The sequence below is a fragment of the Nonomuraea sp. NPDC050451 genome, assembly GCF_044458585.1.
Map to the genome: position 1 here is coordinate 20,942 of NZ_JBITHZ010000014.1, position 18,883 is coordinate 39,824.

General features: G+C 71.1%; 22 protein-coding genes. 15 read left to right on the forward strand and 7 right to left on the reverse strand.

The window, feature by feature from the left end:
• Positions 1-6 precede the first annotated feature (6 nt).
• The 5 genes from ACIBI9_RS35255 to ACIBI9_RS35275 are packed head-to-tail and all read left to right on the forward strand — an operon-like array spanning position 7 to position 4,643.
• Positions 7-1,077: an ABC transporter permease gene (locus tag ACIBI9_RS35255; protein ID WP_397228525.1), complete on the forward strand. Its 1,071-nt coding sequence runs from the start codon at positions 7-9 to the stop codon at positions 1,075-1,077.
• Entirely contained in the window at positions 1,074-1,952 is an 879-nt protein-coding gene (locus tag ACIBI9_RS35260) for an ABC transporter permease (protein WP_397228527.1), read from the forward strand. The genes ACIBI9_RS35255 and ACIBI9_RS35260 overlap by 4 nt, the downstream gene beginning before the upstream one ends.
• Positions 1,949-2,725 carry an ABC transporter ATP-binding protein gene (locus ACIBI9_RS35265; RefSeq protein WP_397228529.1) on the forward strand — a complete coding sequence of 259 codons (777 nt, stop codon included), beginning with the start codon at positions 1,949-1,951 and terminating at the stop codon, positions 2,723-2,725. Before ACIBI9_RS35260 ends, ACIBI9_RS35265 begins: the two co-directional genes overlap by 4 nt.
• On the forward strand, positions 2,722-3,630 hold the full coding sequence (locus ACIBI9_RS35270; RefSeq protein WP_397228531.1) for an oligopeptide/dipeptide ABC transporter ATP-binding protein: 909 nt from the start codon (positions 2,722-2,724) through the stop codon (positions 3,628-3,630). Before ACIBI9_RS35265 ends, ACIBI9_RS35270 begins: the two co-directional genes overlap by 4 nt.
• Positions 3,627-4,643, forward strand: a complete 1,017-nt coding sequence (locus tag ACIBI9_RS35275) for a M24 family metallopeptidase (RefSeq protein WP_397228533.1) — start codon at positions 3,627-3,629, stop codon at positions 4,641-4,643. Before ACIBI9_RS35270 ends, ACIBI9_RS35275 begins: the two co-directional genes overlap by 4 nt.
• Here ACIBI9_RS35275 and ACIBI9_RS35280 read toward each other — a convergent pair.
• The gene (locus ACIBI9_RS35280; RefSeq protein WP_397228535.1) at positions 4,640-5,710 is read right to left on the reverse strand and encodes a phosphotransferase family protein; all 1,071 of its coding nucleotides are present in this window, start codon (positions 5,708-5,710) and stop codon (positions 4,640-4,642) included. The genes ACIBI9_RS35275 and ACIBI9_RS35280 overlap by 4 nt on opposite strands.
• A 60-nt stretch (positions 5,711-5,770) precedes the next feature.
• Between ACIBI9_RS35280 and ACIBI9_RS35285 the strand changes: the two genes are divergently transcribed.
• From ACIBI9_RS35285 to menC, 3 genes are all read left to right on the forward strand, one after another.
• Positions 5,771-6,277, forward strand: coding sequence for an acyclic terpene utilization AtuA family protein (locus ACIBI9_RS35285; protein ID WP_397228537.1), 507 nt, complete (start codon positions 5,771-5,773; stop codon positions 6,275-6,277).
• A gap of 106 nt (positions 6,278-6,383) precedes the next feature.
• The gene (locus ACIBI9_RS35290) at positions 6,384-6,863 is read left to right on the forward strand and encodes a hypothetical protein (protein ID WP_397228539.1); all 480 of its coding nucleotides are present in this window, start codon (positions 6,384-6,386) and stop codon (positions 6,861-6,863) included.
• Positions 6,860-7,960, forward strand: coding sequence for an o-succinylbenzoate synthase (menC, locus tag ACIBI9_RS35295; RefSeq protein WP_397228541.1), 1,101 nt, complete (start codon positions 6,860-6,862; stop codon positions 7,958-7,960). Before ACIBI9_RS35290 ends, menC begins: the two co-directional genes overlap by 4 nt.
• Before the next feature lie 116 nt (positions 7,961-8,076).
• Here the strand turns inward: menC and ACIBI9_RS35300 are convergent, their stop codons facing one another.
• Complete coding sequence (locus ACIBI9_RS35300) at positions 8,077-8,466, reverse strand: VOC family protein (protein WP_397228543.1); 390 nt, start codon at positions 8,464-8,466, stop codon at positions 8,077-8,079.
• A gap of 55 nt (positions 8,467-8,521) precedes the next feature.
• Complete coding sequence (locus tag ACIBI9_RS35305) at positions 8,522-8,734, reverse strand: hypothetical protein (RefSeq protein WP_397228545.1); 213 nt, start codon at positions 8,732-8,734, stop codon at positions 8,522-8,524.
• A 118-nt stretch (positions 8,735-8,852) separates the two neighbouring features.
• Between ACIBI9_RS35305 and ACIBI9_RS35310 the strand changes: the two genes are divergently transcribed.
• Complete coding sequence (locus ACIBI9_RS35310) at positions 8,853-9,527, forward strand: TetR/AcrR family transcriptional regulator (protein ID WP_397228547.1); 675 nt, start codon at positions 8,853-8,855, stop codon at positions 9,525-9,527.
• Between the two features lie 142 nt (positions 9,528-9,669).
• On the opposite strand, the gene ACIBI9_RS35315 is transcribed toward ACIBI9_RS35310, so the two are convergent.
• Entirely contained in the window at positions 9,670-10,575 is a 906-nt protein-coding gene (locus ACIBI9_RS35315) for an alpha/beta fold hydrolase (RefSeq protein WP_397228549.1), read from the reverse strand.
• 86 nt (positions 10,576-10,661) lie between these two features.
• Here ACIBI9_RS35315 and ACIBI9_RS35320 point away from each other — a divergent pair, with 86 nt between their 5' ends.
• Together ACIBI9_RS35320 and ACIBI9_RS35325 are read left to right on the forward strand one after the other, a co-directional pair.
• Positions 10,662-10,976 (forward strand): helix-turn-helix transcriptional regulator, encoded by a 315-nt coding sequence (locus ACIBI9_RS35320; RefSeq protein WP_397228550.1) that lies wholly within the window; start codon positions 10,662-10,664, stop codon positions 10,974-10,976.
• Positions 10,977-11,611: 635 nt separating this feature from the next.
• A complete protein-coding gene (locus ACIBI9_RS35325) occupies positions 11,612-12,823 on the forward strand; it encodes a cytochrome P450 (RefSeq protein WP_397228552.1) in 1,212 nt (403 codons plus the stop codon).
• A gap of 247 nt (positions 12,824-13,070) precedes the next feature.
• On the opposite strand, the gene ACIBI9_RS35330 is transcribed toward ACIBI9_RS35325, so the two are convergent.
• The 3 genes from ACIBI9_RS35330 to ACIBI9_RS35340 all read right to left on the reverse strand — a co-directional run bounded on the left by ACIBI9_RS35330 (position 13,071) and on the right by ACIBI9_RS35340 (position 15,140).
• The gene (locus ACIBI9_RS35330; RefSeq protein WP_397228554.1) at positions 13,071-13,484 is read right to left on the reverse strand and encodes a hypothetical protein; all 414 of its coding nucleotides are present in this window, start codon (positions 13,482-13,484) and stop codon (positions 13,071-13,073) included.
• Between the two features lie 330 nt (positions 13,485-13,814).
• Complete coding sequence (locus tag ACIBI9_RS35335) at positions 13,815-14,351, reverse strand: DUF2690 domain-containing protein (RefSeq protein ID WP_397228556.1); 537 nt, start codon at positions 14,349-14,351, stop codon at positions 13,815-13,817.
• Between the two features lie 258 nt (positions 14,352-14,609).
• On the reverse strand, positions 14,610-15,140 hold the full coding sequence (locus ACIBI9_RS35340; RefSeq protein WP_397228558.1) for a hypothetical protein: 531 nt from the start codon (positions 15,138-15,140) through the stop codon (positions 14,610-14,612).
• A 524-nt stretch (positions 15,141-15,664) separates the two neighbouring features.
• On the opposite strand from ACIBI9_RS35340, the gene ACIBI9_RS35345 reads away from it, so the two are divergent.
• From ACIBI9_RS35345 to ACIBI9_RS35360, 4 genes are all read left to right on the forward strand, one after another.
• Positions 15,665-16,840, forward strand: coding sequence for an MFS transporter (locus ACIBI9_RS35345; protein ID WP_397228560.1), 1,176 nt, complete (start codon positions 15,665-15,667; stop codon positions 16,838-16,840).
• 45 nt (positions 16,841-16,885) lie between these two features.
• On the forward strand, positions 16,886-17,833 hold the full coding sequence (locus tag ACIBI9_RS35350) for a serine hydrolase domain-containing protein (RefSeq protein WP_397228562.1): 948 nt from the start codon (positions 16,886-16,888) through the stop codon (positions 17,831-17,833).
• A 90-nt stretch (positions 17,834-17,923) separates the two neighbouring features.
• Entirely contained in the window at positions 17,924-18,430 is a 507-nt protein-coding gene (locus tag ACIBI9_RS35355; protein WP_397228564.1) for a GNAT family N-acetyltransferase, read from the forward strand.
• Positions 18,431-18,530: 100 nt separating this feature from the next.
• Positions 18,531-18,866 carry a YciI family protein gene (locus ACIBI9_RS35360; protein WP_397229007.1) on the forward strand — a complete coding sequence of 112 codons (336 nt, stop codon included), beginning with the start codon at positions 18,531-18,533 and terminating at the stop codon, positions 18,864-18,866.
• The last annotated feature ends 17 nt before the right edge of the window (positions 18,867-18,883 follow it).

Genomic DNA, 18,883 nt, shown 5'->3' on the forward strand with positions numbered 1-18,883 from the left:
TCGCAGGTGTCCGACATCCCGGGCGAAGCCCGCCGGGGCCGGGCGAGACGGGCCCATCCGCTCGTCCGCTTCCTGATCCGGCGCATCCTGCTCGCGATCCTGATGGCCTGGGGCATCACGCTCGTCACGTTCGTCCTGACGAACCTGGTGCCCGGCGACCCCGTGGCCGCGAACCTCGGCCAGCGGGCGCTGGGCGATCCGGCGATCGTGGCCCAGTGGCGGGCCGAGCACGGCCTGGACAAGCCCCTCTGGGAGCAGTACGTGCTCCACCTCCAGGGCCTGGCCCACGGCGACCTGGGCACCAGCCAGCAGAGTCACCGGCCGGTCAGCCAGGACCTGGCCGAGTTCGTCCCGGCGACGCTGGAGCTGGCCGGGGCGGCGATCCTGGTGTCGCTGGTGCTGGGCGTGGCGTTCGGCGTGATCGCCGCGCTGCGCCGGGACCGGCTGTCGGACCACGCGCTGCGCGTGCTGAGCCTCATCGGCATCTCGGTCCCGACGTTCTGGCTGGCGCTGGTGGCGTTCTACGTGTTCTTCTACCGGCTGCAGCTCACCCCGGGCAGCGGCCGGGTGGACGCGGCGCTCAACGGCGCGGTCCCGGCCGTGACCGGGCTGCAGACCGTGGACGCGCTGCTGGCGGGCCGGTGGGACGTGTTCTCCTCCGCGGTCGGGCATCTGGTGACGCCCGCGCTGGTGCTGGCGCTCTACACGATCGGCCTGCTCACCCGCTTCACGCGCTCGGCGGTGCTGGAAGTGCTGGGGCAGGACTACGTGCGCGCCGCCAGGGCCAAGGGCCTGCCCGGCCGGGTGATCCTCTTCCGGTACGTGCTGCGCTCGGCCCTGGTGCCCATCATCACCGTGGCGGGCCTGGCGTTCGGCAGCCTGCTGTCCGGCACCGTGCTGGTCGAGGCGATCTTCGCCTGGCCCGGCGTCGGCCAGTACGCGTACAAGAGCGCCACCACCCTCGACCTGCCCGCCGTCATGGGCGTCGGCCTGGTCGTCGGCGTCGTCTACCTGGTCATCAACCTGATCGTGGACGTCCTGTACGGCGTCATCGATCCCCGAGTGAGGCTGCAATGAGACGGCGGGACCCCCTGGCCCGCAGGGGCCTGCTTGCCCGGCTGCCCGAGGCGTGGCGGCAGCCGCTGGCCGTGGTCGGCGCCGTGCTGGCGGTGGCCTGGCTGGTCATCGCGCTGGCCGCCCCTGTGCTGGCGCCGCACGACCCCCTCGCCCAGGACCTGCCGCGGCTCTCGCCGCCGGGGCCCGGGCACTGGTTCGGCACCGACCAGCTCGGCCGCGACATCCTGAGCCGCGTCATGTACGGGGCGCGGGTGTCGATCCCGCTGACGTTGCTGCTGGTCGTGCTCTCGGTGCTGATCGGCGGGCTGCTCGGCGCCTGCGCCGGGTACTTCGGCCGGTGGGTCGACGAGACGATCATGCGGCTGGCGGACCTGGTGTTCGCGTTCCCGACCGTGATCCTGGCCATGGTGGTGGCCGCCGCGCTGGGCGCCAGCCTGACGAACGCGGTGCTGGCCGTGCTGGTCGTGGCCTGGCCCGCGTACGCCCGCGTCACCCGGGGGCTGGTGCTGGGGGTGCGCGAGCGGGAGTTCGTGCTGAGCGGGCGGCTGCTGGGCTTCTCGGTGTGGCGGTCGCTGCGCGTGGACGTGCTGCCGAACGTGACCGGCCCCGTCCTCGTGCTCGCGACGCTGGACATCGGCACCGCGCTGCTGCTGCTGTCCGGGCTGTCGTTCCTGGGCCTCGGGGCCAAGCCGCCGTCTCCCGAGTGGGGGGCGATGGTGGCCTCGGGCGTGGAGGTGTTCGACAGCTGGTGGGTGGCGACGTTCCCGGGGCTGGCGATCCTGACGGTGGTGCTGGCGTTCAACTTCCTCGGCGACACCCTGCGGGACGCGCTCGACCCCCGTACGGCCCGCGCGATCAAGGAGCGTGCACTATGACGACTCTGAGCATCACCGGGTTGAAGATGTCGATCGGCGGCAAGGAGATCCTGCGCGGCGTCGATCTCGCGCTGGAGCCCGGCCGGGTGCACGGGCTGGCCGGGGAGAGCGGCTCGGGCAAGACGATGACGGGGCTGGCCGTGCTCGGGCTGCTGCCGCACGGCGCCCGCGTGTCGGGCGCGATCCGGCTCGGCGAGCGCGACCTGCTCACCCTGCCGCCCAAGGAGCTGAACCGGATACGCGGCGGCGAGGTCGCCATGGTGTTCCAGGACCCGGCGACCAGCCTGCACCCGATGCTGACGATCGGCAAGCAGCTCACCGAGCACATGCGCCACCACCTGCGGCTGGACAAGCGCGAAGCGCGGGCCCGGGCGGTGGAGCTGCTGGGCAAGGTGCGCATCCCGGGGGCCGAGGAGGCGTACGGGCGCTATCCGCACCAGTTCTCCGGCGGGATGCGCCAGCGCATCGCCATCGCCATCGCGCTGGCCTGCTCCCCCAAGGTGCTGATCGCCGACGAGCCGACCACCGCGCTCGACGTGACCGTGCAGGCCGGCGTGCTGCGGCTGCTGCGCGGCCTCTGCGACGAGCTGGGCCTGGCGGTGCTGCTGGTCACCCACGACCTGGGCGTGATGTCGGCGGTGGCGGACGAGGTGAGCGTGATGAAGGACGGCCTCGTCGTGGAGTCGGGGCCGCGCGGGCGGGTGCTGCGGGAGCCCGAGCACGCCTACACGCGTTCCCTGCTGGAGTCCCTACCCGACGCGGAGGCGCAATGACTCTGTTGGCCATCGACGACCTGGTCGTCGAGCACCGCTCCCCCGGGCGTCCCGCCGTGCGGGCCGTGGCGGGGGCCAGCCTGACGGTCAACCCCGGCGAGGTCGTCGGGCTGGTCGGCGAGTCCGGGTGCGGCAAGTCGACGCTGGCCCGCGCCGTCTGCGGGCTGAACCCGATCACCACGGGCTCCATCGCGTTCGACGGGCAACCGGTCACGCCGCTCGGGCTGCGGCGCAGGAAGCTGACCGGGATCCAGATGGTCTTCCAGGACCCGTACGCCTCCCTCAATCCCCGGCGGCGGGTCGGCGACCAGATCGCCGACGGGCTGCGCACCTCGGCCGACACCGCCACCTCGCCCGCCGACCTGCTGGAACGCGTCGGCCTGCCGCGGGACTTCGCCGGGAGGCACCCGCACGAGTTCTCCGGCGGGCAGCGGCAGCGCATCGCCATCGCCAGGGCGCTCGCGGCCCGGCCGCGGCTGCTGATCGGCGACGAGCCGATCTCGGCGCTGGACGCCTCGGCGCAGTCCCAGGTGGCCAGGCTGATGCGGGACCTGGCGGTGGACTCGGGCGCGGGGCTGCTGTTCATCAGCCACGACCTGTCCGTGGTGCGGCTGATCGCCGACCGGATCGCCGTCATGTACCTCGGCAAGATCGTCGAGGTGGGCAATACGGCCGAGGTGTGGGCGGACCCGAAGCACCCGTACACGAAGGCACTGCTCCAGGCCATCCCCAAGCCGGACGGGATGGGGGTGCTGCCCGCCGAGCTGGCCGGTGACGTGCCGGACCCGGCCAACCCGCCGGGAGGGTGCCGGTTCAACCCGCGGTGCCCGTCCGTGATGGACGTGTGCCGCGTGAAGGAGCCGGAGTTCGGGCCGGTGGCCTGCTGGCTGCACGAGCCGAAGTGACACCCGTCCCCGACGCCGCCCCGGGGCCGCAGGCCGCCGCGGCGCGGCTGGCGGCGGTGCGGGCGGCCATGGGCGAGGCCGGGGTGGACGCCCTCGTGCTGCGGCCCTCGCCGGACTCCCGCTTCCTCGGGAGCTTTCTCGGAGGTGGCCAGGGCACGTTTCTGGTGGTCACGCCGGACGTGGTGGCCGAGACCGCCGATCCGGCCGGGGTGGTGCCCCCGGGGGCGCGCCGGGTCGGGGTGGATCCGGAGATGCGGATGCGGGAGCTGTTCGGGCTGGCGATCGAGGCCGAGCTCGTGCCCGCCTCGTCGGTGCTGTGGCCGCTGCGGCTGCGCAAGGAGCCGTACGAGGTCGAGGCCGTCGGGCGCGCGGTGGCGGCGGCGGAAGGGGTGCTGGGGCAGGCGCTGGAGCTGGCCTGGTTCGGGGTGACCGAGCGGGCGATGGCGTACCGGCTGCGGGTGCTGCTGGCCGAGTCGGGGTGCGAGGAACTGCTGTCGCTGCGGGTGGCGGCCGGGGAGCACACCTCGCGGCCCGCGCACGTGCCCGGGGAGCGCGTGATCAACCCCGGGGACGCGCTGGGCGTGTCGGTGTGCGGTCGATGGGGCGGCTACTGCGCCGAGGTGTCCAGGGTGTTCGCCGTGGCCGAGCCGCCGGATGACTTCGAGGCGATGTACTCGGTGGTGCTGGCCGCCCACCGGGCCGGGCTCGCGGCCGTGCGGCCCGGCGTGCCGGTGGACGAGGTGGCCAGGGCCGTGGGCGAGGTGATCGACGGCAGCGGGTACGGGCACTTCGCGGCGGCGCACGTGGGCCGGGGCGTCGGACTGGGACACGACGAGGGGCCGTGGCCGGGCGAGGACGCCGTGTTCGAGCCGGGGACGGTGTTCTGCCTGGAGCCCGCCATCTACGTGCCCGACCTGTTCGGGGCCCGGGTCGCGGACGTGGTGGTGTGCGCGGACGACGGGCCGGTGCCGCTGGGCGCGTACCCGCACACCCTGCACGTCCTCGACCGCTAGGGCAGCTTGACGGCCTCGGCCAGCCTGCGGGCCTCGTCGGCCCAGCCCGTCAGGAACATCAGCGCCTCACCTCGCTCCCTGAACCGGCGGGCCGCGTCGACGGGCCTGGCGCCGCCGTAGTCGAGCTGCGTCTCCCCCGCCCGGGCCAGCATGAGCGGGGCCAGGAAGTCGTACTTGACCGCCGACGCGCACACCGCCAGCCGCACCAGCCGCTCGTCACCGTGCCACCCCGAATCGCGCAGCCCCCGCACGTACGCCCCGTAGACTTCCGCGTCGAGCCCGAGCAGCAGGGCGGCCGGCAGGAACAGGTCGAACACGCTGTCCGGGATGTGGTTGCCGACGTCCTCGCCCAGCGCGCCGTCGCCCGCGAACGCCCAGTCCACCAGCACGCTCTCGCCGTCGCGGTCGATCACGTTGCTCGGCCACACGTCGAGGTGGCACAGCGCCCTCGGCAGCGACTCCAGGACGGCCAGGAGCTCCTCCCGGTCCCGATGCAGCCGCGCCAGCTCCCCGCGCAGCCCGGGCGGGAAGTTCTCGGCGACCAGGGGGTGCCGCCAGGCCGCGTCGTCCTCCAGCAGCTCGTACGGGACCGGTTTCGAACCCAGGTAGTCGCGCAGGAACGACCGGCTCGACCACGGCCGCTCCACCTGGCCCGCCGCCCCCTGGGCCAGGCCGAGCTGGTGCCCGAAGAGCGTGTGGCGCTCGAGGTCCCAGGTGGTGCCGGGCCGCCCGGCCACGTCCTCGGTCCACAGCGCGAGGTCGCCGTCGTCGCGTTCGACCAGCTCCAGCAGCTTCGGCGCGGTCACCCCGGAGCCCGCCCACAGCCCCGGCAGGCCGTCGGCGTAGACGTCGGCCTCCCTGCGCCAGTAGTTCCAGTGGCGCGGGTCGTCGGAGTGCCCCCACCCCTCGCCGCCTTCCTTCCGGCGGGTCAGCACCTTGAGCACCGCCGACCTCGACCCCCTGCGCACCCGCCAGATGCCGCCGGTCACCGCGTTCAGCGGGTTGTGCGTGAGCGGCTCGACGACGGCGTCGGCGCCGCCGAGCATCCGCGCGATCTCATCTTCCACTCGGGCAACCCTAGCCCGTGACGGTGTGTGATGATCCACGGCGAAGGGTAGTCCAAAATCATGCTGCGCATCGGCACGTGGAGGTCCGCCGGGTCGCTCGACGTGGTGGTCTGCGGCTGGCACGACGGCGGCCCCGGGCCCCTCGAAACGGGCATCAAGCTCATCTACGGGATGGGCGGCCCGATGCCCGACTTTCCCGGGCTGCGCGTGGGCACCCTCGTGGCGACGTGCGCGGAGGAGATCGCCCAGGCCCTGTTCCAGGGGATCGACGTGGTGGCCACCGCGCCGGACTGCTGGCCCGCGGCGCCGGTGGTGGCGGCGGGCATGTGGCACTACGGCTGGACCGGGAGCGATCTGGGTGCGCTGGCCGGGGCGACCGTAGCGGGCCTCGTCATGGCCGCGCAGCCGGGGCCGTGCGCGGCGGAGGTCCGCCGCGACGGCCGCAGCTCGCTCGACGGTGACGTGCGGGCGGAGGCCGTACGCGCCCGCCTGGCCGGAACCGTCCCCCTGGAGTCGGTACGCCTCAGCCAGGAGGCCCCCAGCAGACTCCTCATCACGCCCTGTTAGCCGCTTCCACCAAAGCCCGCCCCCGGCTTGGTGAACCCCGGCGAATCGCGGCGGCCCCGCAGTCGCATACCGTCGCCAGTGAACGTCCGAGGCGAGGAGCGGCAGGTTGGTCGAGGTCAGGGAGCTCCATGAGATGGCGGAGTTCGAGCAGGTGGACGCGCTGTTCGGCGACATCTGGCACTTCGGGACCGGCGCCCCGCCCATCACGGTCGAGCTGATGCGGGCCCTGGCGCACGCGGGCGGCTACGTGGCGGGCGCCTTCGACGGCGGCCGCCTGCTGGGCGGCTCGGTCGGGTTCCTGGCCGGCGGAAACGCCCTGCACTCCCGCGTCACGGGGACGGCGGCCGGGCGCGGCATCGGTTTCGCGCTCGCCGACGTGGGCGGGCGGCCGGTGACCGGCCCGGTGGACGCCGGCACGGTGCTGGTGGCCGTGCCCGCCGACATCGGGGGGTTGCGCGGCGCCGACCCGGGAACGGCCAAGGCGTGGCGGCACGCCGTGCGCGACGTGCTGGGCGGTCTGATGGCCGAGGGCCGCGCGGTGACGGGGTTCTCCGGGAAGTCCTACTACGTAGTGGAGACAAAGTGAAGATCACTGGAGTTGAGCTGCGGCGGATCGCGATGCCGCTGGTGGCGCCGTTCCGCACGTCGTTCGGCACGGAGACGGCCCGCGACGTCCTGCTGGTCAGGGTGGTGACGCCGGACGCCGAGGGGTGGGGCGAGTGCGTGGCCATGGGCGAGCCGCTCTACTCCTCCGAGTACACCGACGGCGCGGCCGAGGTGATCCGGCGCTTCCTGCTGCCCGCGCTGCCGAAGACTTTGGACGTGCACGACGTCGGCCGCGCGCTGGAGCCCGTCAAGGGCCACCGCATGGCGAAGGCCGCGCTGGAGACGGCGGTGCTGGACGCGCAGCTCAGGACGGCGGGCGAGTCGTTCGCCCGCTTCCTCGGCGCCTCCCGCACGCGGGTGCCGTGCGGGGTGTCGGTCGGCATCATGGACTCGATCCCGCAGCTGCTCGACGCCGTGGGTGGCTACCTCGACGAGGGGTACGTCCGCATCAAGCTCAAGATCGAGCCCGGCTGGGACGTCGAGCCGGTCCGGGCCGTGCGCGAGCGGTTCGGCGACGACCTGCTCCTCCAGGTCGACGCGAACGCCGCCTACTCGCTGAGCGACGCCCGCCGCCTGGCCCGGCTCGACGCGTTCGACCTGCTGCTGATCGAGCAGCCGCTGGCCAACGACGACCTCGTGCAGCACGCCAGGCTGGCCAAGCAGCTCAAGACGCCGATCTGCCTGGACGAGTCGATCGAGTCGGCCGAGCACGCGGCCGCCGCGATCGCGCTCGGCTCGTGCTCGATCGTCAACATCAAGCCCGGCCGGATCGGCGGCTACCTGGAGGCCCGGCGCATCCACGACCTGTGCCGGGCGAACGGGATCGCGGTGTGGTGCGGCGGCATGCTGGAGACCGGCCTCGGCCGGGCGGCGAACGTGGCCCTGGCCGCCCTGCCGGGCTTCACGCTGCCCGGCGACACGTCGGGGTCGCGACGCTACTACTCCACCGACATCACCCAGCCGTTCGAGCTGTCCGACGGCCACCTCGAGGTGCCCGCGGGGCCGGGCCTGGGCGTGGAACCGATCCCGGAGGTGCTCGACGCGGTGACCACGAGCACGGAGTGGATCACGCTCTGAGCCTGGGCGGCACGGCCCGGCAGGGACGGCGGCCGGTCGAGTGCTCCAGGGGCCGCCCCGCGCGACGCGTCCCCGGGCCGATCGAACAGGAGGCGCGCCGCCTGGCGACGGCGTCCTCAGGCGTTGTCGGGCGTGGCCCATTCGACGAACTGAATGATCACGCCGTTCGGGTCGGTGACCTGGAACAGGCGTTCGCCCCAGGGCTCTTCACGCAGCGGCATCGTGATCTCGACCCCGGCGTCACGCAGCCGCTTCTCCTGGTCCTGCAGGCCGGTGGCGAGGGTGAGGGCCAGGATCAGGCCGGCCGCGTGCTGATCGCGCTGCTCAGGCGGTAGTACCTGGGTGCCGCGGGCGAGCAGGACGATGTCCATCGCGTCGGGCCGGGTGAGGGAGGCGAAGCCGTCGGCGGCGGCCTGAACGGTGTAGCCCAGGTGAGTGGTGAAGAACGCCTGGGAGGCGGCGATGTCGTCGATCGTGAGCGAGACGGTGGACGCGATGATCTGCAAGAAGGTCTCCCTGTCGGGTCGGAGCCGGGACGGAGGCGTGAGGTGTCGACGCGGGTCAGTAGCCGCGACGGCGGGGGATGTTGCGGGCGACACGGGGCTCGCGTCGCCCGCGGACGGCACGGTCGGAGGGCAGGTGGCGGAGGTCGTCACCGCGCTTGAGGAGGCGCGAGGGTCGCTCCGGCCGGTGGTGGCTCAGCTGTCCGGTCAGCACATCGGTGCGGTCGATCGCAGGGGTGGCGTGCTCGGCGGCGGGGTCGAGGTTGCGCATGGGCACTCTCCTTCGTTCTGATCGGCGTTCCATGGTCGCAAACTTACGACGGGAGTAAATTTAGCCCACACGGTTCAGGCGTGTCAACATAAAGATGCTACGGGGGTAATATTTCCCCATGGCTACCCAGACTCCGGCCCAGACCGCCGGCGACCCCACCCAGCTCGAGTCGCCCGTCGGCCTGCGGGAGGCCAAGAAGCAGGAGACCCGGCAGCTCATCTCCGACCACGCCACCCGGCTGTTCATCGCCCAAGGCTTCGAACAGACCACCATCGCCGAGATCGCCGCCGCTGCCCGCGTTGCCAAGAAGACCGTCACCAACTACTTCGCCCGCAAGGAAGACCTGGCTCTGGATCATCAGGAGGAGTTCACCGCGACCATGGCGCACGCTGTCGCCAACCGACAGCCCGGGCAATCCGCCCTGACCGCGCTGCGCCGCGTCTTGCAGGACGCCATCGCCGCCCAGGATCCGGTCGCCGGCTTCTCCGGCGCGCCCTTCGCCCGCATGATCGCCGACAGCCCCACCCTGACCGTCTGCCTGCGAGGCTTGCACGACCAGCGCGAACACCGCCTCGCCCAAGCCCTCGCCGAGGCCACCGGCACCACCCCCGACGACATCACCGTGCAGACCGCCGCAGGGCTCCTGGGCGCCGTTCACCGCATACTGTTCCAACGCATCCAAGACCTCACCCTGGCCGGGCACTCCAACGACGAGATCGCCCGCACCATCGGCGCCGAAGCCACCCAGGCGTTCGATCTGCTGGAGCCCGCCCTGGCCGACTACGCCGCCTGAACCCGCCGACGCCGGCGAACGGGCTCGGCGAACCCCGAGATCCGACGGCACTCGTGCGGCCGGGCGGGGCCTGCGGCCGTTGCGGACCCCCGCCCGGCCGCGCGGCAGGTCTACCGCCGGCGCCTCGGACGGCTCTCCTGTGTCAGGGCCGCCCACCGGTGTGGGTGATGATCGTTGCCGCGAGGGACGGCACGACCGCGTGGGGCAGCGCATGGCCGAGACCGGGCACTGTGATGAGAGTGGCACCGGGGATGGCGCGCGCCAGCCGGGCGGCGTGCGGCGGCGGGGTGACGGGATCCTCCGGCGCGTCGATCACCAGGGTGGGCACCGAGACGTTCGCGAGTTCGGCCCCGCGCTCCATGCCCGACTGGTCGGCCAGGGCATGGGCGGCGGAGCTACGCCAGGTGCCGCCGTGGGTGGCGATCCGGCGTTCGAGATCGGCGAACTCCTCGGCGTCGAAGGGCAGGACGTCGCCGTTGAGAACCCTCCAGTGTTCGACCCGCCACCGCAGCTCCGCCTCCGGGTCGCGCTCCTGTCCGAGCTCCGCCCACAGAGCGAGCAGCCGGGGGTCGGGCCCGGGCAGGTCGTCGTCGGAGATGCCTGGGTCGGGGGCCGCCCCGCCGATCAGCGCGGAACCGAAGATCGTGGCGCTCATCAGCCGGTCCGCATGGTCGAGGAGGAGCAGCTGGACCAGGGTGCCGCCCATCGACATCCCGACCACGTGAGCACGTGCGATCCGCAGCGCGTCGAGGATCACGATGGGGTCGTCGGCCAGCGCCCGGATCGGGTAAGGACGCTCGTGGAAGGCATGGGTGGAGCGTCCGGTGTCACGGTGGTCGTAGCGGACGACGAAGTGGTCGCGGGACAGCAGCTCGACCAACTCGTCGGGCCAGCCCAGCCCGCTCGCGTTGGCTCCCATCACCAGGAGCAGGGCGGGACGCTCCGGATCGCCGGTCATCTCCACCCAGAGCCGATAACCGTCCGCGACCTCGACGAAGGTCTCAGCGTGGCGAAGTCCACCGGTCTGCGGGTCTGTCGCTCGGGCCATGACTCACTCCTCATCGGTTGGGTTGGAAGCGACGATAGCACGAGACGCAACGTATCGTCTCGCTCTTCGGGCGGGCGCTACGCCCGATGCATGAACGCCCGGCCCACCCGTGGACGGTCGCGGCCCTGGGCGCGGAGGTGGGGATGTCGCGGGCGGTGTTCGCCCGGCGCTTCGCCAAGCTGGTCGGGCAGCCGCCCCTGCTCCACCTCACGGAGTGGCGGATGACCATCGCCGCCGACCTCCTGCGCACGCCCGGCGCCACCGACCTCCTGCGCGCGCCCGGCGCCACCGTCGCCGCCGTGGCCAGGAGAGTCGGGTACGCCGACGGCTTCGCCTTCAGCAACGCCTTCAAACGGGTCCGCGGCATGCCGCCCAGCGACCTGGCCCATCCCCCGAGGTAACCGCCCACGACAGGGCGTCGCCGCCGGACAGGAACGCCGCCAGGCCCGTCCCTGCTCGGCAGCGGCGGCGAGGTCGGCTCCGGACAGGCGCCCCAGCGGGGTGACGACCATCGTGCCGTCCTCGACGGTCCAGGTCGCGCAGACCCGGCCGTCGACCGGGACCACACGGGCACCAGCCGCACCAGGCGCGCCGGTCCGCCGAGGCCACCGTCGCGGCGTACCGGTAAGCCGTCGTCTTCCTCGTGTCGCGACTCGATCAGCCGGGCGGTGTGGGCACCTCGTCCCGTACGAGCCGCCCCTCATCGGCGGGTTCGGCCACCGCAAGGGAGGCGAGCCGGACGAGCGGCAGCAGCGACCGGGAAGCCCGCCGACTGCGGAGAGCCAGGGTCAGGCCAGGATGACGGTGAACAGATGAGACCGGATGAGCGAGCTGAGGACCCTCATCCGCTCGGGCGACCGGAGCTCCGGCGCGGCCCTGGGCAGGTCCGCCACGGACTTCCGAGCAGACCTTCACGTTCCGCAATGGCGGAAGCGGCAGAGGTTGAGGGCCCTGCAGTGACAACGTTCACGACTTGGCCCGGTCGAACCCAACGCGGAAAGTGAGGGGGACATTCATCCCATAGTGGGGAATTTCTATGGCTACTCCTCTCCAGATCCCCGTGCCGTCGGAACGGACGTCCGCGACCATCCGCCGTTTCCACGACCAGGGCGGGCCGATCTTACGCGTCGAACTGCCGGGCCAGGTGCCCGTCTGGCTCGTGACCTCGTACGAACTGGTCAACGAGGTCCTGACGAACGACGACACGCTGTTCAGCAAGAACCCGGCGAACTTCACGGCGCTGAACGACGGCACCATCCCGGCCGACTGGCCGCTGCGCCAGCTCATCGAGGGAGAGCACCTGCTGACCCAGGACGGCGCGGACCACCGGAGGCTGCGGGGACTCATCAACCGGGCCTTCACCCCCGCCCGCGTACAGGGACTGGCCCCGCGCATCCAGCGGATCACCGACGAACTGCTGGACCGGATGGCCGACCAGAGCGGCGCGGTGGACCTCGTCCGCTTCTTCACCGAGCCGCTGCCGGTCATGGTGATCTGCGAGCTGTTCGGGGTGCCGCGGGGCGAGCAGCAGCAGATCCGCGACTGGAGCCACACTCTGCTGCAGCACACCACCTCGCCGGAGGAGATGCTCGCCGCCAACGCCGGGTTGCTCGGGTATCTGGCCGCCTTGATCGAGCGCAAGCGCGACGACTCGGGCGACGATCTCACCACAGGGCTGATACGTGCGCAGGAGGACGACGGCGACCGCCTGTCCGACAGCGAGATGGTAGGGATCCTGTGGCTGGTGCTCATCGCCGGACACGAGACCACGGTCCACCTGATCGCCAACACGGTCGTCGCGCTGTGCTCGGACCCGGAGCAGTTGGTCTTCGCGCGCGCGAAGAACGCCTGGGAGCAGGTGGTGGAGGAGGCGCTGCGCAGCAGGAACTCGGTGGTCAGTGTCATGTTCCGGTATCCGCTGCGGGACGTGCGGCTCGGCGGGGTGACAGTCGGGGCGGGCCAGCCCATCATGGTCGGCATCTCCAGCACCGGGACGGACAGGGCCAGATTCGGCTGGGAGGCGCAGCGGTTCGACGCGGTACGGGAGCCGGATGCGCACCTCGGATTCGGCCGCGGTCCGCACTTCTGCCTGGGGGCGCCGCTGGCCAGGCTCGAGGCACGTATCGCGCTGGCGTCGTTGTTCGGCCGGTTCCCCGATCTCCGGTTGGCGGTCGAGCCCGGCGAGGTCCCGTACACCTCGTCACTCATCACCGAGGGGCCCATGACGCTGCCAGTGCTCCTCCGCTAGACGGACTCGGTCATGAGCGTGGTGGGCGATGGCGGCGTGCAGGTAGCCGTAGCTCATGTCACGCCACCGGCCGGCCTGGCCGCGACCGGCCGGTCGGCGACGTCGTCCCCGCTGACCGACCTCCGGCCTGGCGCCCCTTGCGCGGTGCGGCTGACCGCGAAAGGGGCGCGTCGAGGAGGGCGACCGGACGCGCCCCTTGCGCGGTGCGGCTGACCGCGAAAGGGGCGCGTCGAGGAGGGCGACCGGACTATCGCACCTTGCAGTACTTGTTCTTGTGGCCGCGAAGGACCTTCCAGACGGTGTAGCCGCTGTTGGAGAACTTCTTGTTCCCCTGGGTCTGGCCGTTGGTGTCCAGCGGTCTGCACCAGTACTGCCAGTGGTCGACGCGGTAATTGCGGCTCACCACCGCAGCGGTGATCTTCTTGCCCTTCTTGCAGTGGTTGTTGAAGTAGATCTTGGTGGTGGCGTTGCCCTTCTCCCAGCTGAAGTTCACCTTCCTCTTGCCGCCCAGGCCCTTGCCGCACCTGATGCTGTCTTCCGCCAGGATCATCGCGGCGTTGTCGGCCGTGGCGGCGGAAGCGGACTGGGCCGCCGGACCGGCCAGCATCGTCGCTCCGAAAACGGCAGCGACGGTGGTGCCGATGAACTGGAATGTGCGCATGGATTTCCTCCTTGCTGTCTGAGTGCTGATACGGGGTTTCCGAGCTCGGCGTGCGGAAGCGGGCAGCTGCGCGGAGGCCTTTCGCCCCTTCAAGAGCGACTTGCAGGCGCAGCCGCGCGCCCCAACCACGGGCGGGGAGCCTCCGCGCAACCCAGGCCATCGCCGCCAAAGGCGCGGCATCGTCGCGTCGGGCGAGGCAGTTGACCGGGGGCGCCGTAGAACACAGCGCCGATCGTGGCGATCCTGCCTCCGCTGATCACGACGGCGTGGGGCAGAGCCGGCTCATCGGCCTCGCCTGGACCCGCGCGCCACGCGGAGCGCCCGCGTGGCTTAGTCGCAGGCCTTGGCTGTGGTGCCGCTGCCCTTGTTGGCGCGGCCCACCCCGGCCGTCACCGTGCCCGTGACCTTGGCGCAGACGCCGCTGGGGGCGTAGATCATGTTGCCCCAGTGGTGCCCGGCGTTCCCGGGCCGGTAGGTGAAGGATCTGCTCTTGGTGCCGGTGTAGACCGTGATGGTGCCGGAAGCGCTCGTGGCGACCGACACCTCGCCCCAGTTGGTGCCACACCGGCGGGAGTAGAACAGCCGGATCGTGCCCAGGCGGTCTCCGACCTCGTTCCTGAGCGAGGCTTTCTTCCCGGTGTTGACCCTGGAGCGGGCACACCCGCTGCTGTAGGGATCCTTGCCGTCGTATGGGTGAAGGCTCGCCGACCCTGCGGTCTCCGCGGCAGGGAGGGAGGCGGCTTGGGCCGCACCGTTCATCAGACCGGTGGTCAGGAGACCACTGGCCAGGGCGGCGCTCGTGCCGAAGACGGCCATCGTCTTGGTGATCGACGTCTTGGTGATCGACGTCATGGTGCCGTGACTCATGAAGCGACGGAGGGCCTGCTTGTCAGATTGCATCGCCCGGCCCGTTGTTCCGCCGTTTGGGCGTCTGGCCTATCGCGGTCCACTCTTGCAACAGTGCGGCTCGCGAGTCTGTGTCGAAGCGCACACTGGCGGGACTTCTTTCAGACAGGCCGAAAACCGGCTGATGGCCGTCGCTGGGGACGTCGGCGCGCTCAAGGGCGGCCCACAACGGCCCGAGCCCGGTCGACCATGCCAAGCCGGGCTCGAAACACCACGTCATCACCGAGGGAGGCGGCATTCCCTCGCGCTCTCCCTGGCAAGTGGCCATCGCAACGACGTCACCCAGCTCATGCCCTCGATCAAGGCCATCCCACCGGTACGCGGCCGCGTCGACCGACCGCGTAAGCGACCGGACTGCTTGTACGCCGACCGGGCGTTGAGCTTGGCGCGGATCTTCTCGGTGTTCTTCGCGACGATGGGCAGGTCCAGCGCCTCGCACAGATCCCATGCCCGTAGGAGGCGGCCGAGGTCGGCGAAGATGTCCACAATCTGCCGGTAGGCGGGGTGGTCGGGGAGGACGGGAGTTGGCGGGGCGTTCTCGACCGGCGGTTCGTCGGCGAGTGAGAGCAGGTTCTTGCGGGTTACCCGCAGGCGCTCGGTCGCTTCTTCGAGGTCGCGCAGCCGTGCGGCCAAGGCGTCGATCTCGACCTGGGTCTGCTCGATCGGGCAGGTCAGAGCTTGCTCTCGGGAGTCGATCTTGTCCAGCAGCCACGTGCCGGGATCCGTCTCCTGCCTGCCGGGCCCTGTCACGCAGACCGCCACGAGGGGGCAGGGCCGCGCTGACGGACCGGTGCGCGGCCTTCCACGCCATGATCACCGGCTCGATCAACGCCCACTGCTCGTCGGATCAGTCGCTCGGGTTCCGTTTGCACTGGCCCACTCGGCCATCTCAGCACAACCGGCCACGCCGGACTGCTGCGTGCTCATCCTCACCGGCCCCGCCGACGCCGCGCTGCTGAAGCGGGCGATCGGCTCCGATCATCTTGGCCAAGGCTTCGGGCCGGTGAGGGCCCGCAGCACGCTTGCGACGTCGAGCCCCCGCGCCCGGGCCGCGCAACATGCCGGAAGAGGCGGCCAACGTGCCACACGTGAAAGAAAAGATCATCTCACTGTGACCTGCAGGACCAGGCCGCCAACCCAAGATGACGTCGACGCCTTCGGCACTTGGCGCTGATGTCGTCACGGCATGGTGTGGTCTGAAACCTGCCGGTATCCGCCCCACCGCCGCTGCTTGGCTGGTTCCTCAACCCCACGGTCCCAACCCGAACGGAACCATGTCCACGATCACCCAAGCCCGGTTACGCTCACCGCTCATCAGCTGGCTGGCGGTCACCTCGCTCACGCTGGGCATCTTCGCCATCGTCACCAGCGAGATCCTGCCCATCGGCCTGCTGACCGACATCGGCGCCGATTTCGGCATCTCCGACGGCACCACCGGGCTGACCATGACCCTGCCCGGCATCGTCGCCGCCGTCGCCGCGCCCGCCGTCACGCTCGCCACCGCCCGCCTGGACCGCCGGGTGATGCTGTGCGCGCTCATGGCGGTGCTCGCGGTCGCCGACGTCCTGGCGGCGGTGGCGACCGCGTACTGGATCATGCTGGTCTCCAGGGTGCTGGTCGGCCTCACCATCGGCGGATTCTGGTCGATCGGGGCCGGGCTGGCCGCCCGCCTCGTACCGCCGCGCTCGGTCGGCACCGCCACCGCGCTGATCTTCTCGGCCGTCCCGCTGGGCTCGGTGCTCGGCGTGCCGGCCGGCACCTTCATCGGCCACCTCGCCGGCTGGCGAACCGCCTTCCTCGCCCTGGCCGCGCTGTCGGTCCTCGTACTGATCGCCCTGCTGATGCTGCTGCCGCCGCTCCCCGCCCACGAGGTCACCAGCGGCCGCGTCCTGCTCGGCCTCCTGCGCGAACGGGGCACCAGGATCGCCCTGCTGGCCACGTTCCTCATCGTCCTGGCGCACTTCGGCACCTACACCTACGTCACCCCCTTCCTCCAGAACGTCACCCACCTGGACCCGGCCGCCATCAGCGCCACGCTCCTGGCGTACGGCATCGCCGGGACAGCCGGGAACTTCCTGGCGAGCAAGGCGGTCGCGACCGCCCCACGAGCGGCCTTCCTGACCTGCGGAGCCCTGATCGCCCTCACCACGCTCCTGCTCCCCGCGGCCGGCACCACCACCGCCGGCGCCGTCGCGCTGGTGGTGCTGTGGGGACTGGCATACGGTGGCGTCCCGGTCTGCTCCCAAGCCTGGTTCATGAACGCCGCCCCTGGTACGCCGGAGGCCGCCACGGTCGTCTTCACCTCCTCCTTCCAGGCGACCTTCGCCCTCGGGGCGCTTGCCGGCGGCCAGGTCGTGGACGCCTTCTCGGTCTCCACGACGATGATCTGCGGCGGGCTGACAGCCCTCCTCATGGCGGCATCTTCGTGGTCCCTCACCAGGCCCCGCTGATGAAGGATTGCTTCCGTGCCCCATCCTGAGAAACGAATAGAAGCCATGGTCGCCGAAGCCGGATACCGGCATGACGAGCCGATCGTGGTCGGGCTGCAGCAACGCGACAATGCACCGACTTTTCACGCGCAGGGGCTGACTGCCAGGAGGGAGACATTGTCCGCCACGACGCCGATCTACGCGGCTTCCCTTTCCAAACAAATGACCGCCGCATGCGTGGCCTTGCTCGTCCAGCAGGGTGCGCTGGACCTTGAGTCCGCTCTGTCGCGCTGGCTGCCCCAACTGCCTTCATGGGCTGATGACATCCGGCTCCGGCAGCTTCTCCATCACACTGCGGCCCTGCCCGCCGACCGAGACATCGATGCCATGCTGACCGCAGATGCCGACCGGACCAGCGAAGGCGTCATCCAGGCCCTCACCCGATTTCCCGCCCTCCATGGCAGGCCGGGCGGCAATTACGCCTATTCGAACACGGGATATGTCTGCCTCGCCGCTGTGGCCGCACGAGCGGCCGGTCAACCGCTTCCCGATTTCGCGCGGGACCGGCTTTTCTCCCCTCTGTCGATGAGCGAGACGTTTTACTGGGCGGGACCCGCTCCCACGCCTCCCGGCGCGGCGCCGCTGGCCCCTGAGCATCCGGCGCCGCTGTCCCTGGGTGACGGTGGCGTGTGGACCACCGCCGGCGACCTGCTGCGGTGGAGCCAAGCGCTCAATGCCGACGAACTCGGCATCTCCGGCCTGATGCACACCCCAGGTCGCCTCGATGACGGGACGCCGATCGACTACGCCTGGGGCATCGGCGTCCGCTCGCACGCCGGGCACCGCGTCTACCGGCACGGAGGTGGCTGGCCGGGGCTGCGAGCCATGCAAGCCCGGTTGCCCGATCTGGGCTGGAGCATCGTGTTCGTCGCGATCGCCGACGACACCGAACGTCGGACGGTGCTGCTCAATCTGCTTCTCGACGAGGTGACGGAAGGCGACGACCGGCTTTGACGCGGGACTCAGCCGGACGCGTCGGGTGTCAGGGCGAGCGCCGCATACTGGTTGTCCATCAAGGGTTTTTTCGGAGGACTTCCGGCTGGCATGCTGCCTTTCGTGAACGAGGATCTGGGGCTTGTTCGAATCCGGCCTGTTTGCGATGAGGACTTGGAAGCCGTCATGGCGCTGGCGCCCCGGCTCGCCGAAGGTGTGGCGGCGTGGCGTGATCCCGAGGGTGCCATGCGGGCGGCGCGGGAGTGGCTCGCCGGGTCCCTTGCCGCGGCCGAGAGCCGGCGCGGAGCGGTGTTCGTCGCTGTGGACAGCGGGGACTCACAGGTGGTCGGCGTGGTGTCCGTCCAGCGGCAGCTGCACTTCACCGGTGCGATGGACGCCTATGTCGGCGAGTTGGCCGTCCATCCGCGAGCCGTGCGTGCGGGCGTGGGCCGGCGGTTGATGGCCGCCGCCGAGGACTGGGCCCGGCAGCAGGGGCTGCGTCACCTGACGCTGGAGACGGGGGCGGCCAACACGGCCGCCCGGCGGTTCTACGCCGCGTTGGGGTACCTGGAAGAAGGAGTGCGGCTGACCCGTTCTCTGGAGACCGCAACTTTGTGAGAAAGAGTTGTCCATTTGGCGGGGGGCCGTTCGTGGTGATGGTGTGCGGCGGGCCTGCCGCATACCGAACTCGCCCATGAAGGGGAACACCGTGAAGTACATGATGCTGATCAACGCCGCCACCACCGACGACCAGGACGACCCGTGCACCGTCGAGGACTGGATGGCCTACGACAAGGCCGTGCGCGAGGCGGGGATCTGGGTGTCCGGCGAGTCGCTGGCCGATCTGGTGACCGCCACGACCGTGCGCGTGGACAGGGAGGGCGCGCGGACCGTGACCGACGGGCCGTATGCCGAGACCCGGGAGGTTCTGGGCGGTTTCTATGTGATCGACGTACCGGACCTCGACGTGGCGCTCGACTGGGCCGCCCGCTGCCCGGGCGCGCGCGGCGGCGGGTCGGTGGTCGTACGCCCGGTCGCCGACTTCGGTGCGTGAAGTGCGCGAGGTGTCTG

What these genes read in the sequence shown, in the direction of transcription:
- ACIBI9_RS35260 (WP_397228527.1), top strand. Translation starts at nt 1,074, where the DNA reads ATGAGACGGCGGGACCCCCTGGCCCGCAGGGGCCTGCTTGCCCGGCTG.
- ACIBI9_RS35265 (WP_397228529.1), top strand. Translation starts at nt 1,949, where the DNA reads ATGACGACTCTGAGCATCACCGGGTTGAAGATGTCGATCGGCGGCAAG.
- ACIBI9_RS35270 (WP_397228531.1), top strand. Translation starts at nt 2,722, where the DNA reads ATGACTCTGTTGGCCATCGACGACCTGGTCGTCGAGCACCGCTCCCCC.
- ACIBI9_RS35285 (WP_397228537.1), top strand. Translation starts at nt 5,771, where the DNA reads ATGCTGCGCATCGGCACGTGGAGGTCCGCCGGGTCGCTCGACGTGGTG.
- ACIBI9_RS35305 (WP_397228545.1), bottom strand. Translation starts at nt 8,734, where the DNA reads ATGCGCAACCTCGACCCCGCCGCCGAGCACGCCACCCCTGCGATCGAC.
- ACIBI9_RS35310 (WP_397228547.1), top strand. Translation starts at nt 8,853, where the DNA reads ATGGCTACCCAGACTCCGGCCCAGACCGCCGGCGACCCCACCCAGCTC.
- ACIBI9_RS35315 (WP_397228549.1), bottom strand. Translation starts at nt 10,575, where the DNA reads ATGGCCCGAGCGACAGACCCGCAGACCGGTGGACTTCGCCACGCTGAG.
- ACIBI9_RS35320 (WP_397228550.1), top strand. Translation starts at nt 10,662, where the DNA reads ATGCATGAACGCCCGGCCCACCCGTGGACGGTCGCGGCCCTGGGCGCG.
- ACIBI9_RS35325 (WP_397228552.1), top strand. Translation starts at nt 11,612, where the DNA reads ATGGCTACTCCTCTCCAGATCCCCGTGCCGTCGGAACGGACGTCCGCG.
- ACIBI9_RS35330 (WP_397228554.1), bottom strand. Translation starts at nt 13,484, where the DNA reads ATGCGCACATTCCAGTTCATCGGCACCACCGTCGCTGCCGTTTTCGGA.
- ACIBI9_RS35335 (WP_397228556.1), bottom strand. Translation starts at nt 14,351, where the DNA reads ATGAGTCACGGCACCATGACGTCGATCACCAAGACGTCGATCACCAAG.
- ACIBI9_RS35345 (WP_397228560.1), top strand. Translation starts at nt 15,665, where the DNA reads ATGTCCACGATCACCCAAGCCCGGTTACGCTCACCGCTCATCAGCTGG.
- ACIBI9_RS35350 (WP_397228562.1), top strand. Translation starts at nt 16,886, where the DNA reads ATGGTCGCCGAAGCCGGATACCGGCATGACGAGCCGATCGTGGTCGGG.
- ACIBI9_RS35355 (WP_397228564.1), top strand. Translation starts at nt 17,924, where the DNA reads ATGCTGCCTTTCGTGAACGAGGATCTGGGGCTTGTTCGAATCCGGCCT.
- ACIBI9_RS35360 (WP_397229007.1), top strand. Translation starts at nt 18,531, where the DNA reads ATGATGCTGATCAACGCCGCCACCACCGACGACCAGGACGACCCGTGC.